This window comes from Pseudomonas sp. Z1-14, assembly GCF_051132005.1.
Taxonomy (GTDB): Bacteria; Pseudomonadota; Gammaproteobacteria; order Pseudomonadales; family Pseudomonadaceae; genus Aquipseudomonas.
Map to the genome: position 1 here is coordinate 5,866,749 of NZ_CP071646.1, position 16,121 is coordinate 5,882,869.

Here is a 16,121-nt window from a genome sequence, read left to right on the forward strand (position 1 = left end):
CAATGACCTCGCCACCGTCAAGGCGCTAGAATCCGAATCTTCCCGCGCCCAGGAGCGAAGATGGACATCAAGCAGCTGAAATTTCTTATCGCGCTCGAAGAAACCCGCCACTTCGGCCAGGCTGCCGCCCGCTGTCACATCACCCAGCCCACTTTGTCGATGCGCCTGCGCAGCCTGGAGGAGGAGCTGGGTTTGCCACTGGTCAATCGCGGCCAGCGCTTCGAGGGTTTTACCGCACCGGGCGAACGGGTGCTGGCCTGGGCGCGCACGGTGTTGGCGGCCTACGACGGACTACAGGCCGAAGCGGCGGCCTGTCGCGGCAACCTGGTGGGCACGCTGCGCCTGGGCGTGGTTCCGCTGTCGGATTTCGACCCGCTGGCGATGATGCAGCGCCTGCACACCGACCATCCCAGCCTGCGTTTCGAATTGTCGTCCCTGAGCTCCGAACGCATTCTCGAACAATTGGCGAACAACCGGATCGACCTGGGCATTTCCTACCTGGAACGTCTGGACAACGAGCGTTTTGAAGCCCTGCCCTTCGCCCATACCCGCATGGGCCTGCTATACGACCAACGGTTTTTCTTTTTTGGCGAAGAACCGCTGAGCTGGGAAGCGCTGGTGGAGCTGCCCCTGGGCATGCTCACCAGCGGCATGCATTTTCGCCAATCCATCGACCATCACTTCCACAGCCGGGGGCTGACACCCCAACCGCTGCTGCAAACCGACGCGGTGCACCAATTGTTACAAGCTGTGCACGGCGGACTGTGTTGCGCCGTGGTACCGCTGGAAAGCGGGCTGAAGCTCACCGAAGACCTGCGAATCCAGCCCATCGACAGCGCCCAGACGCTGGTCCCGCTGGGGCTGATCATGCGGCGCGGTGCCCCACGCTCGGCATTGGCGGAGGCTTGTTTCGCCCTTTATCAGCAATCAGTAACCATTCCTTGATCGACGTCATCTATTGAAGGATCAGTAATAGCGATTAGACGTGGCAGATTGCCGCATTTAGTCTTAGGACTATTCCTACTCTCAGTGATGCCCATGAACGACAAGCCTCCGGTCTGTCCTGCGCCTGCCTTGGAAGCCTCCAAGCCAGCCGCCAGCCAGAGCTATCGCTACTGCAACCTGGACCACTCGCAATCGGACAGCGCCGCGCTGGCCGAGGAAGTGGCGTTGGCGATTGCCTATAACGGCATCAGCCAAGCGGTAATGTTGGTCACGCCCACTGACCTGGAAGATTTTATCGTCGGCTTCAGCCTCGGCAGCGGCATCATCGAAGACCCGGCGGATATCTATGACCTGCAACTGAGCGGAGCCGGTTCCGCGCAATATGCCCAGGTCACCATTGCCAACCGCGCCTTCTGGAACCTCAAGCAACAACGCCGGCAACTGGCCGGCACCAGCGGTTGCGGGCTGTGCGGGGTGGAGGCGGTGGAGCAGGCGCTGCCCAACCTCAAGATGCTGCCGGGCGCACCGCTGCCACCGGCGCAATGGCTTGACGGCCTGCGCCAGCGCATCGGCCAGTTCCAACCCCTGGGCCAGCACTGCGGCGCGGTACACGCGGCGCTGTTCATGAATGACCAGGGTGAACTGCTGCTGGGCCGCGAAGACATCGGTCGCCACAACGCCCTCGACAAATTGATCGGTGCGCTGATCCGGCAGCAGATCCCGATAGCCGGGGGCCTGGCGATCGTCACCAGCCGCTGCAGCCTCGAATTGATTCAAAAAGTATTGCGTGCGGGCATCCAGACGCTGGTCAGCCTGTCGTCGCCCACGGGCCTCGCCGTGCAGTGGGCTCGCCAACACAACCTCAACCTCATCCACCTGCCGCAAAAAAGTGCGCCGCGGGTCTACAGCCCTGCGATGGAGAATCAAGCGTGAGCAATCATCAACAAGCCAACCAGAAACCCACACCGCGCTACAAGCCTTACAAGGGCCCGGCCGGTGGTTGGGGCGCGCTGATCAGCGTCGCCCAGGCCTGGCTGACCAGCGATAACGCGCTGAAAAACATTCGCATGATGCTCAAGACCAACCAGAACGGCGGTTTCGACTGCCCTGGCTGCGCCTGGGGTGACTCGCCGGAAAGCGGCATGGTCAAGTTCTGCGAGAACGGCGCCAAGGCGGTGAACTGGGAAGCGACCAAGCGTCGTGTCGACGCGGCTTTTTTCGCCAAGCACAGCGTGACGTCGTTGCTGGAGCAGAGCGACTACTGGCTCGAATACCAGGGCCGCCTGACGGAGCCTATGAGTTACGACGCGCAAACCGACCGCTACAAGCCCATCAGTTGGGAAGCCGCGTTCGCGATGATCGGCAAACACTTGCAAGGGCTTTCCAGCCCGAGCCAGGCCGAATTCTATACCTCGGGTCGCGCGAGCAACGAAGCGGCATATCTATACCAGCTATTCGTGCGCGCCTATGGCACCAACAATTTCCCTGACTGCTCGAACATGTGCCATGAGGCCAGCGGCGTGGCCCTGTCCCAAAGTGTCGGGGTGGGCAAGGGCACGGTAACCTTTGACGACTTCGAGCATGCCGACGCGATTTTCGTCTGGGGCCAGAACCCCGGCACCAACCACCCGCGGATGCTCGAACCTCTGCGCGAAGCCGTGAAGCGCGGCGCCCAAGTGGTGTGTATCAACCCGCTGAAAGAGCGTGGCCTGGAGCGCTTCCAACATCCGCAACACCCGCTGGAAATGCTCACCAACGGCGACAAACCCACCAACACCGCGTATTTCCGCCCAGCTCTGGGCGGCGACATGGCCGTTCTGCGGGGCATGGCGAAGTTCCTGCTGCAATGGGAACGTGACGCGCAGAACAGCGGCGCCCCTGCGGTATTCGATCATGCGTTCCTCAACGAGCACAGCGCCAACGTCCTGGATTACCTGGCGGTGGTCGACGACACCCCTTGGGAGCAGATCGCCGAGCAATCCGGGTTGACGCTCGCCGAAATCGAACAAGCGGCGCGCATGTACGCCAAGGCCAAGAACGTGATCATGTGCTGGGCGATGGGTATCACCCAGCACCGCCATTCGGTGGCGACGATCCAGGAAATCGCCAACCTGATGATGCTGCGCGGCAACATTGGCAAGCCAGGCGCCGGCCTGTGCCCGGTGCGTGGCCACAGTAACGTGCAAGGCGACCGGACCATGGGAATCAACGAGCGCCCGCCCGTTGCATTCCTCGACGCTCTGGAACGGCGCTTCCAGTTCAAGGTACCGCGTGAAAACGGCCACAACGTGGTCGAGGCGATCCACGCCATGGCCGAGGGCCGGGCCAAGGTGTTCATCGCCCTGGGCGGCAACTTCGCCCAGGCTACGCCGGACAGCCACCGGACCTTCCAGGCGCTGGGCAATTGCGACCTGACGGTACAGATCAGCACCAAGCTCAACCGCAGCCACCTGGCCCATGGCAAGGAAGCGTTGATCCTGCCCTGCCTGGGCCGGACTGACATTGACCTGCAAGCCGATGGCCCGCAGGCGGTGACGGTGGAGGACTCCTTCAGCATGGTCCACGCTTCGAACGGCCAATTGCAGCCACTGTCGGACCAGATGCGCTCCGAGCCGTGGATCATTGCCGGCATCGCCGCCGCCACCCTGGGCAGCCGCCCGGTGGATTGGAACTGGCTGGTGGCCGATTACAGCCGCATCCGCGACCTGATCGCCGAGACCATCCCTGGCTTCAAGGACTTCAACGAAAAACTCAAGAACCCCGGCGGTTTCTACTTGGGTAACAGCGCAGGGGCACGTCGCTGGAACACGCCTTCGGGCCGCGCCAACTTCAAGCCCAACCTGTTGCCGACCGACCTGATCCACGAACGCACCCGGGCTACAGGCCAATTGCCGGACCTGATCCTGCAATCCATGCGCTCGCATGACCAGTACAACACCACGATCTATGGCCTCGATGATCGCTATCGTGGCGTGAAGGGCCAACGTGACGTGTTGTTCGTCAACGAAGCGGACATCATCCGCCTGGGCTTCAAGCCAGGGCAGAAGGCAGACATCGTCTCGCTCTGGGATGACGGCCGCGAGCGCCGGGTCAAGGGCTTTACCCTGTTGGCCTTTGATATCCCGGCCGGACAGGCTGCCGCCTATTACCCTGAAGTGAACCCGCTGGTGCCGCTGGAAAGCACCGGCGACGGCAGCCACACCCCGACCTCGAAGTTCGTGGCTATCCGCCTGGAAGCCGCAAGCGAGAACGGATTGATCATGGCCAAGTCGGCCTGAAGCAGTTCCGAGGGGTGATTCTGGCCCCTCGGGCACTTTTCCAACGGACACAAAAAAGGCCGTTTTCCAAAAAAAACGGCCTGTCCGAAGTAGCTAAAGACCTGCGAAATAACGTTAAGTTCCGCCCAAAAAACAGTAACTTAGAGAATTGTGCACAAGTCGTGTTACTCGTCGGATTTCGATTGTAACCAAGCGAAGCCAGCCTCAGGATCGCGCCGTCATCCCTTTGAGGCTCCTCTATGAAGTTCTCCTCCATTCTCTTGTTGTCCCTTGGCCTGATCAGTGGCGTCGCATCTGCCGGCGGTACCGCCGAAGCAGGTGTAGGCGGCGCATTGGGCGGGGTTTTGGGTTCGGTCGTCGGCCAGTCCCTGGGCGGCAACACCGGTTCCACTATCGGCGCGGCCCTGGGCGGCGCAGGTGGCAGTGCGGTCGGTGCCGATAAACGCAGCCGCGGCGAAGCGGCTATCGGCGGCGCGCTGGGCGCAGCCGGCGGCAACGTGGTTGGCCGCAGCGTGGGCGGCAGCACGGGTAGCCTGATCGGTGCCGCAGCGGGCGGTGGCGCCGGTGGCGCATTGGGTAACTACATGGGCAAGGACGACGATGACGACCGTTATGAAGGTCGCCGTGGTGATCGCCGCTACTACCGTGACGGCCACCCGGGTCGCGGCCATGCCTACGGCCATCGCAAGCATAAGCACAAACATCGCTATCACGACGATTGACGGCTGGCTTGATCCAGACCGTTGAATGATCGCAGCCTTCGGCCCTTCTCGCAGAGACTGACCGAAGGCTGCGATTTTCGTTTTCAGGCCACCAACCGCTCCAGCGCCCCGCGTAGCCGATCGGGAATCGCCACTGGCCGATTCGACGTCCGGTCTACGAACACATGCACGAAACGCCCCGCCGCACAGGCCTCGTCCTCGCCCGCCTTGAACACCGCCAGCTCATATTGCACCGAACTGTTGCCCAGTTTCCCGACTCGCAGGCCGATTTCGACCCGGTCCGGGAAAGCGATCGAGGCAAAATAATCGCAGGCTGAACTCACGACGAAGCCCACCACCTCCCCATCATGGATATCCAGGCCGCCGGTCTCGATCAGATAGGTATTCACCGCTGTATCGAAAAAGCTGTAGTAGGTGACGTTATTGACGTGACCGTACACATCGTTGTCATGCCAGCGTGTGGTCACTGGCTGGAAATGCAGATACTCGGCGCGTTGGGGCATCACTTGTCCTTGGTCAGGCTATCTGAGGCGTTGTGCAGGGTGCAGATACTACCGCTGCGAGAAGCTCTTGCCTTGCGCAGCCAGCTCGCCAATCAGACGGGCAGGCTTCCATTGGTCCCCCTGCTTCGTCTCGAGCTCCAGCAACCGTGCGTGGATGTCTTCGAGGCCCTGCTGATCCGCCCAGGCCATCGGACCGCCCTTGTCCGCCGGGAAGCCATAGCCATTGAGATAAACCAGGTCGATGTCGCGGGAAGACTCGGCAATGCCCTCCTGGAGGATCTTCGCACCTTCGTTGACCAATGCCAGCAAGCAGCGCTCCAGAATCTCCTCGGCAGCTATTTCGCGGCGCTGAAACCCCAGCTCCTCACTGACCCGCAGCACCAGCGCGTCGACCTCGACATCCTGCTCAGCCTGGCGGCTGCCCGGCTCATAGTGGTAGTACCCGTTACCACTCTTCTGGCCGAACCGCCCCATCTCGCACAGGCGGTTGTCCACTTGCACTTCGGGCGCATCCTGACCTTTACCCACCAGCTCGCGCGCGCGCCATTCCAGGTCGATCCCAACCACGTCATACATGCGGAACGGCCCCATGGCAAAGCCGAAACCCTGCAGCGCGGCATCGACCTGATGGGGAAACGCTCCCTCCAGCAGCATCTTGCGCGCCTCCAGCACATAGGGATGAAGCATCCGGTTGCCAATAAACCCGTGGCAATTGCCCGAAACCACGCTCACCTTGCCCATGCGTTTGCCCAGCGCCAGGGCGGCATCCAGCGCCGGCCGGGAGGTTTGCGCGCCACGAACGATTTCGAGCAATTTCATGATATGCGCCGGGCTGAAGAAATGCAGGCCCAGCACTTGAGCCGGCCTGCGCGTGGCGGCGGCAATCGCATCGATGTCCAGCGCCGAGGTGTTGCTTGCCAGGATCGCTTCGGGCTTGAGCATGCCGTCCAGCTCGCGAAAGATCTTCTGCTTGAGTTCAAGGTTCTCGTAGACCGCTTCGATGACCAGATCCACGTTGCGGATTGCCGCGTAGTCGTCCGCCCGAGCTATTCGGGCGATGCGCGCATCGGCTTCACCTTGGTCAATGCGTCCCTGGCGCACGTTGTGGGCATAGGTGTCGGCCACCGCCGCCAGCGCCTGCTCAAGCATTTGCGGATTATTGTCGACCCACTGCACCGTAACGCCGGCATTGGCCAGGCACATCACGATGCCTCGCCCCATGGTGCCCGCCCCGACCACCGCGGCGCGCTGGATATCAAAGGATGTCTGGCTCATGTCTGCTCTCTTGTTGGTGATCCAAAGACAGCGTTCACCTTAGTCAGGCGGCGGATTTTTTTGAAATTTATTCGTGTGATGCTGGGCATTCAGCGGATGGATGCAGCTCACAGGTGTGCGGGTTATCCGTCTGATGTCAGGTACATATCAAGATCTTCACGTAAAGCCAGCGACGCCAAGCGCTCGATTTCTATAATTTGTTTCGTTGAAAGCCTGAAATCCGCGCCGATATGATCGATGTTGCTCTTCCATTCCATCACGGGAGCCAAGTCCTCTACCGACAGGCTGATGCTCTGCTCAATTACCAATTCGTCCTTGTCCGGATAAAATCCCAACACAGCAAAACTCACGATTCTGCCTCCCTCGTTTTAACCACCTGTTTGGTCAGAGGCCATCAAGCGTTCTGATAATCGAAAGATATTTGATAGTCATACTTCGACAGGTCCAGGGCATGTCGAAAATGTGGCTGGAGGATTTCAACCCAATCGGCATTCACATCAAAGTTTCCGTTGTTGATGTTTTTTTCCAAAGGAATATCAAGATCCTCCATAACCGACGAATCGTCAGCAAAATCTTTTGAATACTCCTTCCCTATCAATAGTTCAGATGCTTTATCAAACCACCGCAGCCTTATTTTTAGCCCCATGTCACCCCTCACAAAAATTTCTTTATGTTACGTTCCGGATTTGGTTGCTTCTTTTGCTCGCCTGTAACGTGATCAAAAGAACCAAGGTGGCTACCGTCGCTAGCGCGATACACCTCTAACTCAGCGTGCCTGGAGTCCCATTCGTAGACTTTCCTGCCTTTAGCATCGATCCAGCGCTCCCGCAGCCCGCCACCGCCCTGACGCGGGGTCTTTGCTTTAGCCTCAATCAAACCAACAAAACCGGTTATAGCATCTGTCTTGGGCGCCTGATGGTAGTCATGGGCCGCCTCCAGTAACCCTTTTCGCCGAACACTAAAAACGATATATAACGGCGAAATCCCAGCCCCCACCGGAAACACAAGAATGAAATCCTTGAACTCGGGCGGATAAATCGGGTTGACAATAATGCTGTCTGCCATGGGCGTCGGTGGGAAGATCCAGATGCGCGGTGCCTGTGGCGCGGCTTCCAGCGCGGGGATTCCCAGCGCTGCGGAAGGGTCGATGGCCGGCGTCCAGATCAACTCGACCCCATCGCCAAAATCCGCCACTTGCTGATCACCACGAAGCTGGAACGTCACCACCGGAATCATTTCCCAGTCGCGCCTTGACTGGGTGTTATAGCCATACCCTTTAAGCGTCCCGTCGGCCTGGGTTTCGACATGCAACCGAACCCGGGTGCGCGCCTGCTCAAGGGAGCGCAGCTGCTCTTCGGTATACAAAGAACCGTCCGCCAGGTTCGAAGGCATCAGCAGCCCCACCAACCCCGCCAGCGCACCCGCCGCCAACGGCGCAGTGACCGCCGCGCCGGCACTCAACGAAGCCAGCGCCGTCCCACCCAGTGCCAACGTGCCAATGCTCGCCGGTAGCGTGCCGCTGATTTTTTCCAGCGGTACGCAGCCTGACTCGTTAACCTCACGGCCGCCCAACAGCGTGAATGCGCCATAAGCACTCAGCAGTTCCGTCGGGATATAGCCGGTTGGATTGTGGTAGTCGATGATCGCATCGGGCAGTTCGCAGGACTTGGCAAACACGCAGCCCTTGATGTCCGGTACTTTCCTTTCACGTACCTGGGCCTGGCGTTGGCTCATATACGCTTCCTGCCGGGCGAGCATGTCTTTGTAAGCCTTGAGGTCGGCGTCTCTTTTAGCCAGTTCGGCAGAGGTCATGTCCCGTAGGACCCTGTAGCCTCGGTCGCCACCGCGGAGCTCCCAGACCTGCGGGACACCGGCTTTTCCTTTCGTCATGCTTCGTCCTTGTTCGCTCGTCGCTGCCTCACTGACAGGGCGCGACGAACCTTACCCGGCAGCAAAAAGCAGCGCGTACAGGACGTTTCCGAAACCGCCGTGGGATCTTTCTCTTTTTTAATGCACTAAACTTTCCGGTCAGACGCGCCCTCCTCACCTGTCCTTCGGACTCTCCAACATGCATTTCGCCCCAGACTTTCCCGACGACCTCGCCATGCGTCAGCTCATGGAATTACTCCACGAAGAACTCGGCCTGCCGGAACGCAAGACCATTCGCCTGGACACTGCGGTCAATTTCGATCTGGGCTGCGATGACGCGGATGCCCGGCACCTGATGGAAGCGCTGGAGGAGCGGTTCGTCATCGACCTTGTCGACTACGACGCCTATCGTTACTTCCAACCGGAAGGCTTTGATCTGTTTCAAAAACGCAGGGCCAAGGGCCGGGGAGACAAGCTGCCGCTGACCATCGGCATGCTCTACAAGGCAGTCAAGGCGCAACGATGGGATACTCGGGAGCTGGAAGCGGATTCACCAACCTGATTTAAGTGCCATTATTCTGGCCGTTTCAGTCTATTTCGTTTGGAATAATGGCAGAATCCTTTTGCGGCCCGATCACGATCATCGTAAACCTCTGACGCTGTCAGAGGCGTCGCCCCTTCGGTTAAGTGCTAATATTCTGCCTGCTATCAATCTCAGATGATGGAATATTGGCATATGGCCAAGAAGACGGCACCACTCTTACCTGCCACATCCAAGCTGCTATCTACCTTTGGCGAGAGGCTGAAGCTTGCTCGTTTACGCCGCAAGCTGACGGCCAAGCAAGTCGCGGAAAGAGCCGGCATGTCCCTGACGACCTTGCGATCTCTGGAATCGGGTGGAGCGGGCGTGACCATCGGCGCCTATCTGTCAGTGATGCAGGTATTAGGCCTGGAAAAGGATCTGAATAAACTCGCAGCGGTCGATGACTTCGGAAGGCAGTTGCAAGACGCTCAGCTGCTTTCGCCATCAGCCACAGGCCCCCAAAAAGGTTTACGCGTTCGCAGAGCTCGTCCCTTGAAAAGATCCCCAGCAGTCCAGGGAACCGATACCAATGTGATCGAAAACGACGGCCAAACTCCACATATTCCTGCCGATTTTCCATTCAACACCCACTCTCTATCCAGCTTGCTGACGACGAAAAATAACAAGCCTGAGAAGGATCAAAAATGACCTTGATTGCTGTGTAAGCGGATTGGGAGTCGCTAGGGGGACCGAGACGCCTCGGCTTCCTGCATTCGAGGAAGACTCGCTTCACCGATGTATTCGAGTTTGAATACGACGCAGCGGCGCTGTCCGATCCAGCACTGAATTCCATCACCCTAGACCCTCGTGTGCGGCATTTTGAAGGTCGTCAGTTTCCAGGTCAGCACCAGACCCGCTTTGGCATGTTCGCTGATTCCAGTCCAGATCGCTGGGGGCAAATGCTGATGAAGCGACGGCTGGAGCGAGACATTCGGGACGAACTGGCCCCCAGAGGCAGCAAATTATACGAGTCCGATTTTCTTTTGGGCGTTCACGATCTTTATCGGGTAGGAGCGATTCGCTACAAGCTCAATGATGAAGGCAACTTTCTCGACGACCGTGATGGAGTCGCGGCTCCTCCGCTAGTGGAGCTGCGCGGTTTGGAGCAGGCAAGTCTGGCTTTGGAAAACGACCCCGACAACACAGCCCTCGATGGCCGAGAGTGGCTGAAAATGCTGATCGCACCTGGAGGCTCTCTCGGGGGAGCCAGGCCTAAGGCTAGCATCGCGGATGAACAGGGTCAGCTCTGGATAGCCAAATTCCCCAGTGTTCGCGATGAACATGACGTGGGCGGCTGGGAAATGGTTGTGAACGCCCTGGCCAATCGTTGCGGCCTGCGGGTCGCTACAGGTGTAGCCCAGCGCTATGCGAGCGAGCATCACTGTTTCAGGGTCAAGCGGTTCGACCGCACAGAACGAGGCGGCCGCCTCCACTTTGCCTCAGCCATGACCATGACCGACAGGGTGGATGGCGATGATGCTTCGACTGGCGCCAGCTATCTGGAACTGGCGGAGGTGCTGATACAACATGGCTCGCAAGCAAAGGCGGATCTACGTGAGCTATGGTCTCGGATAGTGTTCAATATCCTGGTTTCCAACGTCGACGATCATCTGCGCAACCACGGTTTTATCCTTGATCCTGGTCGGGGATGGCGTTTGTCGGCTGCCTACGATATGAACCCAGTACCGTATGCCGACGGATTGAAGCTGAACATAACTGATGCAGACAGCGCCTTGGATCTGGAGCTCGCCCTGGAGGTAGCGGCATACTTCAGGGTCACTCAAACCGCAGCGCTGGAAATAATTGCTCAGTTTCAGGAAGTGATCAGTCAATGGCCCGTACTGGCGGGAGCGTTAGGACTATCGAGGCGAGAACAGGAGCATATGGCGCCCGCATTTCGACTTTCGAACCGATAGTGACCCACAAAAAAAACCGCCCTCAAAGGGCGGCTTTTTCATTCAATCACCAAGCCTTACAGCTGCGGACCCGCCGCCTTGATCGCATCGCTCACGTCGAACTTCTTGAAGTTCTCGATGAACAGACCGGCCAGTGCCTTGGCGGCTTCGTCGTAGGCAGCCTTGTCGGCCCAGGTATTGCGCGGGTTCAGCAGGCCGGTTTCGACGCCTGGGACAGCCAGCGGCACGTCCAGGTTGATGATATCCAGGTGTTCGGTTTCAGCACCGATCAGCGCGCCGCTCTGGATCGCCGCGATCACCGCACGGGTGGTCGGGATGTTGAAGCGCTTGCCGACGCCGTAGCCGCCGCCGGTCCAGCCGGTGTTGACCAGGTAGACCTTGGAGCCGAAACCACGGATACGCTTGATCAGCAGCTCTGCATATTCACCGGCCGGGCGCGGGAAGAACGGCGCGCCGAAGCAGGTGGAGAAGGTCGACTTGATGCCGCTGCCCGAGCCCATTTCGGTCGAACCCACCAGTGCGGTGTAGCCGGACAGGAAGTGGTAGGCGGCTTGTTCTTCGCTGAGGATCGACACCGGTGGCAGCACGCCGGTCAGGTCGCAAGTCAGGAAGATCACGGCGTTTGGCTCGCCACCGAGGTTTTTCGGCGCGCGTTTTTCGATCAGCTCACGCGGATAGGCGGCGCGGCTGTTCTGGGTCAGGCTGTCGTCGGCGTAGTCGGCTTTCTTGGTGACCGGGTCCAGGACCACGTTTTCCAGGACGGCGCCGTGCTGGATGGCTTTCCAGATGACCGGCTCGTTCTTCTCGGACAGGTCAATGCACTTGGCATAGCAACCGCCTTCGATGTTGAAGACCACACCCACGCCCCAGCCGTGCTCGTCGTCACCGATCAGGTAACGGCTTTCGTCGGCGGACAGGGTGGTCTTGCCAGTGCCCGACAGACCGAAGAACAAGGTCACGTCGCCTTCTTCGCCCATGTTGGCGGCGCAGTGCATCGGCAGCACGTCGACTGCTGGGAGCAAGAAGTTCTGCACGGAGAACAGGGCTTTTTTCATTTCGCCGGCGTAGCGCATGCCAGCGATCAGCACTTTCTTGGCAGCAAAGTTGATGATCACGGTGCCGTCGGAATTGGTGCCGTCGCGCTCAGGCTCGCAGACGAAGTTCGGCGCGTTGAGGATCTGCCACTCGTCCTTGCCGCCGGCGTTGTACTGCTCGGGATTGATGAACAGGCAACGACCGAACAGGTTGTGCCAGGCCGTCTCGGTGGTCATCTTGACCGGCAGGTAGTGCGCAGGATCGGAACCTACATGCACGTGGGAAACAAAACGCTCGCGCTCACCCAGGTAGGCCTCGACGCGGTTCCACAGGGCGTCGAACTTGTCGGCCGGGAACTTGCGGTTGATCGGGCCCCAGGCGATGGCGTCCTGGGTAGTCGGCTCTTCCACGATGAAACGGTCGACTGGCGAGCGACCGGTACGATGACCGGTACGAACAACCAGCGCGCCAGTATCGGCAAGCTCGCCTTCACCGCGATTCAGGGCTTCTTTGACCAGATCATCGACACTCAGATCGGTGTACACGGCGTTATTGGCTTGCGTCATGAGATTCCCCGTCGGCCCGTGGCCGAGTGCTCCAAACGTTTTGTAGTAGGAAGTCGCGCACTACTACCCGAAAAAAGTGGGCCGGATTATGCCAGAAAAGCCCAAAAAGAGTAGGGCCCTCCCGTCAGTACGGCGTAAATCCGGCGTTTGCCAGGAGATTTACCTGCGCTGAACCGTTTTAGTGACGAGTATCTGACGGTGTGTCGACACCCGCACCGGCGAACAATTGTGCGATGTCCGCCGCGTCGAACAGGTAGCGCTCATTGCAAAACTGGCAATCGACCTCGATGGCGCCGCCATGCTCGATCACCAGTTGCTGCGCATCTTCCAGACCCAGACTGACCAGCGCATTGCCGGATCGTTCACGGGAGCAACTGCATTGGAAGCGCAACGGCTGACCCTCGAACAGGCGCACCTGCTCTTCGTGGTAGAGACGATGCAGAATGGTTTCGTTGTCCAGGCCCAGCAACTCGTCGGCGCTCAAGGTGCTGGCCAGAGCGGTGACGTGCTGCCAGCTGGCGTCACGCTCTTCCGAATCGCGAATGCGATCGGCGGGCAATTGTTGCAACAGCAGGCCACGGGCGCGCCGCCCGTCGGCGTACAGCCAGAAGCGGGTGTTGGTCTGCTGGGACATGACGAAGTAATTGGTGAAGCATTCGGCCAGCGTCGCGCCGTCAAGATCGACAATGCCCTGATAACGCTGGCCATGACTCGGATCGACCGTCAGGGCCAGCACGCCGTTGGGCATCATGTCGGCCAGCGTCGCGTCGGCGCCGATCTGCTCGGCGTGGTACCGGGCCAGGCCACGAATCTCGCGCTCGCTGGAGCATTCGATCATCAGCAAGGGGACCGGACCGTCGGAGCGCGCCTGGAGAATCAGCAAGCCATCGAACTTCAAGGTGCCCACCAGCAATGCCGCCGCCGCCATCAGTTCGCCAAGCAGTTGCGCGACCGGCTCCGGATAGGGGTGCTTGGCAAGGACTTCGGCATAGCTACGCTCCAACGCCACCAGCTCGCCACGGGCGTCGCTGTCATCGAAGATGAAACGCTGGGTGTAGTCGGTATCCGGTAAATCAGTCATAGGGTCTGGTATCTGCGGTGATGACAAATGATGACGGGCATTTTATGGGCATTCCGGGTGGGTTCCAAGCAAGGTGAGGGTTTGCCTGACCGGAAGGGCTCATCTGGACTTGCAGGCCTGGCACATCGTGGCGAGGGAGCTTGCTCCCGCTGGGCTGCGCAGCGGCCCCAAAATCTGACGGTCGCTGCGCAACCGAGCGGGAGCAAGCTCCCTCGCCACGGGCTAGGTGCGCCGATGGTTTATTCGCTATTGCTGCCATGAAACCTGAACAGGTCGCGACGCTGCTTCTTGCTCGGCTTGCCATCGGTGCTGACGCCCAGGGCCCCGGCCTTGCGTTGTGCGGCCGCAGCTTCGCGCTTGGCGATGCTGGCGTCGGTCTCGCGATAGAGTGTCTGCGCTTCTGGCGCGCCACGCCGCACAATCGACAGGGCTTCGACCACCACGGTTTTTTCATCGAACCCGGCGCGAATGACGTATTCGTCGCCGATACGTGGCTCTTTGCCAGGCTTGCAACGTTCACCGCGATGGTGAACCTTGCCGCTTTCGATGGCGGCCTTGGCCAGGGCACGGGTCTTATAGAATCGCGCTGCCCACAACCATTTATCGAGACGGACCTTGTCGTCCTCTTCGCTTTTTTGTGTCACTGCAATTCCTCTTTTCAACCAATAGCCAGAACTGTACTACCGTTTTTGTCGGGCGCACGAATCCGCTCCGACGGATAGAATGCCCGCCGAACCGCTCGCTTGCATTGGCATGCGCCGGTATCGGTTACACCTGTAAACAAGTACGTAGATAACTGTCGCCATTTTGTGATTATTCTGCGTGAATACCGCGATTGCGGGGCCCGCTATCCGATGCGCCAATTTCAGGTTGTTTTTATTGAAGACTTTTGACCATCTGACCGTCGTCGGTCTGCGCGAATGGGTGGCGCTCCCGGATCTGGGAGTCGCAGGCCTGCGGGCAAAAATCGACACCGGCGCCAGCACCTCCAGCCTGCACGCCACCGATATCGAGCCATTCGAGCGCGATGGCGAGAAGTGGGTGCGTTTCACCGCACACCTGGGGACGGTGGTGCAACTGCGCCACCGCCGCTGCGAAGCCCCGCTGGTGGCGCGCAAGACCATCAAGAGCTCCAACGGCCACGCCCAGGTCCGCTACGTGATCAGCACCACGCTGGCGCTGGGTGATCGGTTCTGGCGGGTGGAGTTCACCCTTGCCTGTCGTAAATCCATGCGGTATCGCCTGTTGTTGGGTTCCAAAGCCTTGATCGACGGCCAGCTGGTCGTCAATCCAGGCATCAAATACGTTCAAGACAAACCGGTATTTCCGGTGTCCACTACCTCTGCCACAGGTGTTGCATGAAGATCGCTGTGCTGTCGCGCAATCCGCGCCTGTATTCCACTCGTCGCCTTGTTGAAGCAGGGACCGAACGTGGCCATGAAATGGTGGTGATCGATACTCTGCGCGCCTACATGAACATCGCCAGCCACAAGCCGCAGATCCACTACCGCGGCAAACCGCTGGAAGGCTTTGATGCGGTGATCCCGCGTATCGGCGCATCGGTGACTTTTTATGGCTGCGCAGTGCTGCGCCAGTTCGAAATGATGGGGGTGTTCCCGCTCAATGAGTCTGTCGCTATCGCTCGCTCCCGAGACAAGCTGCGCTCATTGCAATTGCTCTCCCGACGCGGCATCGGCTTGCCGGTAACCGGTTTCGCCCACTCTCCCGATGACATCCCCGACCTGATCGCGATGGTTAACGGCGCGCCGCTGGTGATCAAGGTGCTTGAGGGCACCCAGGGGATCGGTGTCGTGCTGTGCGAGACCGCAACCGCGGCGGAATCGGTGATCGAGGCGTTCATGGGCCTCAAGCAGAACATCATGGTCCAGGAATACATCAAGGAAGCCGGTGGCGCGGACATTCGTTGCTTCGTAGTCGGCGATAAAGTGATCGCCTCGATGAAACGCCAGGCCAAACCCGGTGAGTTTCGCTCCAACCTGCATCGCGGCGGCAGCGCGAGCTTGATCAAGATCACCCCGGAAGAACGCATGACAGCCCTGCGCGCGGCCAAGGTCATGGGATTGGCGGTGGCCGGCGTGGATATCCTGCGCTCCAATCACGGACCGCTGGTGATGGAGGTCAATTCTTCGCCAGGCCTGGAAGGAATCGAGACCACCACCAGCAAGAACGTGGCGGGGATCATCATCGAACACCTGGAAAAAAATGGCGGGCCGAACATGACACGGACCAAGGGCAAAGGCTAAAAAAGCAGCTGCGAGCCTCAAGCTGCAAGCTGTAAGCCGAACTGCTTCAGCTTGCAGCTTGTAGCTTATAACTCGTAGCTGCTT

Annotated in this window: 16 protein-coding genes and 1 pseudogene; 9 read left to right on the forward strand and 8 right to left on the reverse strand. The window is 59.4% G+C overall.

Going from position 1 to position 16,121, the window contains the following annotated elements; genetic code table 11:
* Positions 1-60 precede the first annotated feature (60 nt).
* From J3P89_RS26900 to J3P89_RS26915, 4 genes are all read left to right on the forward strand, one after another.
* Entirely contained in the window at positions 61-945 is an 885-nt protein-coding gene (locus J3P89_RS26900) for a LysR family transcriptional regulator (protein WP_305497518.1), read from the forward strand.
* A gap of 93 nt (positions 946-1,038) precedes the next feature.
* Positions 1,039-1,878 carry a formate dehydrogenase accessory sulfurtransferase FdhD gene (gene fdhD, locus J3P89_RS26905; protein ID WP_305497519.1) on the forward strand — a complete coding sequence of 280 codons (840 nt, stop codon included), beginning with the start codon at positions 1,039-1,041 and terminating at the stop codon, positions 1,876-1,878.
* Entirely contained in the window at positions 1,875-4,223 is a 2,349-nt protein-coding gene (locus J3P89_RS26910) for an FdhF/YdeP family oxidoreductase (RefSeq protein WP_434696185.1), read from the forward strand. The genes fdhD and J3P89_RS26910 overlap by 4 nt, the downstream gene beginning before the upstream one ends.
* A 239-nt stretch (positions 4,224-4,462) precedes the next feature.
* Positions 4,463-4,945 carry a glycine zipper domain-containing protein gene (locus J3P89_RS26915; protein WP_305497521.1) on the forward strand — a complete coding sequence of 161 codons (483 nt, stop codon included), beginning with the start codon at positions 4,463-4,465 and terminating at the stop codon, positions 4,943-4,945.
* 83 nt (positions 4,946-5,028) lie between these two features.
* On the opposite strand, the gene J3P89_RS26920 is transcribed toward J3P89_RS26915, so the two are convergent.
* From J3P89_RS26920 to J3P89_RS26940, 5 genes are all read right to left on the reverse strand, one after another.
* The gene (locus tag J3P89_RS26920; protein WP_434696186.1) at positions 5,029-5,448 is read right to left on the reverse strand and encodes an acyl-CoA thioesterase; all 420 of its coding nucleotides are present in this window, start codon (positions 5,446-5,448) and stop codon (positions 5,029-5,031) included.
* A gap of 48 nt (positions 5,449-5,496) precedes the next feature.
* Complete coding sequence (locus tag J3P89_RS26925; RefSeq protein ID WP_434696187.1) at positions 5,497-6,723, reverse strand: 3-hydroxyacyl-CoA dehydrogenase NAD-binding domain-containing protein; 1,227 nt, start codon at positions 6,721-6,723, stop codon at positions 5,497-5,499.
* A gap of 122 nt (positions 6,724-6,845) precedes the next feature.
* Complete coding sequence (locus tag J3P89_RS26930; protein WP_434696188.1) at positions 6,846-7,073, reverse strand: hypothetical protein; 228 nt, start codon at positions 7,071-7,073, stop codon at positions 6,846-6,848.
* Between the two features lie 44 nt (positions 7,074-7,117).
* Complete coding sequence (locus tag J3P89_RS26935) at positions 7,118-7,369, reverse strand: colicin E3-like toxin immunity protein (RefSeq protein WP_434696189.1); 252 nt, start codon at positions 7,367-7,369, stop codon at positions 7,118-7,120.
* A gap of 8 nt (positions 7,370-7,377) precedes the next feature.
* Entirely contained in the window at positions 7,378-8,613 is a 1,236-nt protein-coding gene (locus J3P89_RS26940) for a colicin E3/pyocin S6 family cytotoxin (protein WP_434696190.1), read from the reverse strand.
* A gap of 178 nt (positions 8,614-8,791) precedes the next feature.
* On the opposite strand from J3P89_RS26940, the gene J3P89_RS26945 reads away from it, so the two are divergent.
* From J3P89_RS26945 to J3P89_RS26955, 3 genes and pseudogenes are all read left to right on the forward strand, one after another.
* A complete protein-coding gene (locus tag J3P89_RS26945) occupies positions 8,792-9,154 on the forward strand; it encodes a DUF1493 family protein (RefSeq protein WP_434696191.1) in 363 nt (120 codons plus the stop codon).
* A 174-nt stretch (positions 9,155-9,328) separates the two neighbouring features.
* Entirely contained in the window at positions 9,329-9,823 is a 495-nt protein-coding gene (locus tag J3P89_RS26950) for a helix-turn-helix domain-containing protein (RefSeq protein ID WP_434696192.1), read from the forward strand.
* Positions 9,820-11,091, forward strand: a pseudogene (locus J3P89_RS26955) (type II toxin-antitoxin system HipA family toxin). The gene J3P89_RS26950 and the pseudogene J3P89_RS26955 overlap by 4 nt, the downstream one beginning before the upstream one ends.
* A gap of 56 nt (positions 11,092-11,147) precedes the next feature.
* Here the strand turns inward: J3P89_RS26955 and J3P89_RS26960 are convergent.
* The 3 genes from J3P89_RS26960 to J3P89_RS26970 form a co-directional block, all read right to left on the reverse strand.
* Positions 11,148-12,692, reverse strand: a complete 1,545-nt coding sequence (locus J3P89_RS26960; RefSeq protein WP_092253286.1) for a phosphoenolpyruvate carboxykinase — start codon at positions 12,690-12,692, stop codon at positions 11,148-11,150.
* Between the two features lie 178 nt (positions 12,693-12,870).
* Entirely contained in the window at positions 12,871-13,773 is a 903-nt protein-coding gene (gene hslO, locus J3P89_RS26965; protein WP_434654132.1) for an Hsp33 family molecular chaperone HslO, read from the reverse strand.
* 239 nt (positions 13,774-14,012) lie between these two features.
* On the reverse strand, positions 14,013-14,417 hold the full coding sequence (locus J3P89_RS26970; RefSeq protein WP_434570345.1) for an RNA-binding S4 domain-containing protein: 405 nt from the start codon (positions 14,415-14,417) through the stop codon (positions 14,013-14,015).
* A 253-nt stretch (positions 14,418-14,670) separates the two neighbouring features.
* On the opposite strand from J3P89_RS26970, the gene J3P89_RS26975 reads away from it, so the two are divergent.
* Positions 14,671-15,135, forward strand: coding sequence for an ATP-dependent zinc protease family protein (locus tag J3P89_RS26975; protein WP_434698062.1), 465 nt, complete (start codon positions 14,671-14,673; stop codon positions 15,133-15,135).
* Positions 15,132-16,037 carry a 30S ribosomal protein S6--L-glutamate ligase gene (gene rimK, locus J3P89_RS26980; protein WP_003196697.1) on the forward strand — a complete coding sequence of 302 codons (906 nt, stop codon included), beginning with the start codon at positions 15,132-15,134 and terminating at the stop codon, positions 16,035-16,037. Before J3P89_RS26975 ends, rimK begins: the two co-directional genes overlap by 4 nt.
* The last annotated feature ends 84 nt before the right edge of the window (positions 16,038-16,121 follow it).

Coding starts and splice junctions, on each gene's coding strand:
- J3P89_RS26925 (WP_434696187.1), bottom strand. CDS start 6,723: ATGAGCCAGACATCCTTTGATATCCAGCGCGCCGCGGTGGTCGGGGCG.
- J3P89_RS26950 (WP_434696192.1), top strand. CDS start 9,329: ATGGCCAAGAAGACGGCACCACTCTTACCTGCCACATCCAAGCTGCTA.
- fdhD (WP_305497519.1), top strand. CDS start 1,039: ATGAACGACAAGCCTCCGGTCTGTCCTGCGCCTGCCTTGGAAGCCTCC.
- J3P89_RS26960 (WP_092253286.1), bottom strand. CDS start 12,692: ATGACGCAAGCCAATAACGCCGTGTACACCGATCTGAGTGTCGATGAT.
- J3P89_RS26900 (WP_305497518.1), top strand. CDS start 61: ATGGACATCAAGCAGCTGAAATTTCTTATCGCGCTCGAAGAAACCCGC.
- J3P89_RS26940 (WP_434696190.1), bottom strand. CDS start 8,613: ATGACGAAAGGAAAAGCCGGTGTCCCGCAGGTCTGGGAGCTCCGCGGT.
- J3P89_RS26945 (WP_434696191.1), top strand. CDS start 8,792: ATGCATTTCGCCCCAGACTTTCCCGACGACCTCGCCATGCGTCAGCTC.
- J3P89_RS26935 (WP_434696189.1), bottom strand. CDS start 7,369: ATGGGGCTAAAAATAAGGCTGCGGTGGTTTGATAAAGCATCTGAACTA.
- hslO (WP_434654132.1), bottom strand. CDS start 13,773: ATGACTGATTTACCGGATACCGACTACACCCAGCGTTTCATCTTCGAT.
- J3P89_RS26920 (WP_434696186.1), bottom strand. CDS start 5,448: ATGCCCCAACGCGCCGAGTATCTGCATTTCCAGCCAGTGACCACACGC.
- J3P89_RS26915 (WP_305497521.1), top strand. CDS start 4,463: ATGAAGTTCTCCTCCATTCTCTTGTTGTCCCTTGGCCTGATCAGTGGC.
- rimK (WP_003196697.1), top strand. CDS start 15,132: ATGAAGATCGCTGTGCTGTCGCGCAATCCGCGCCTGTATTCCACTCGT.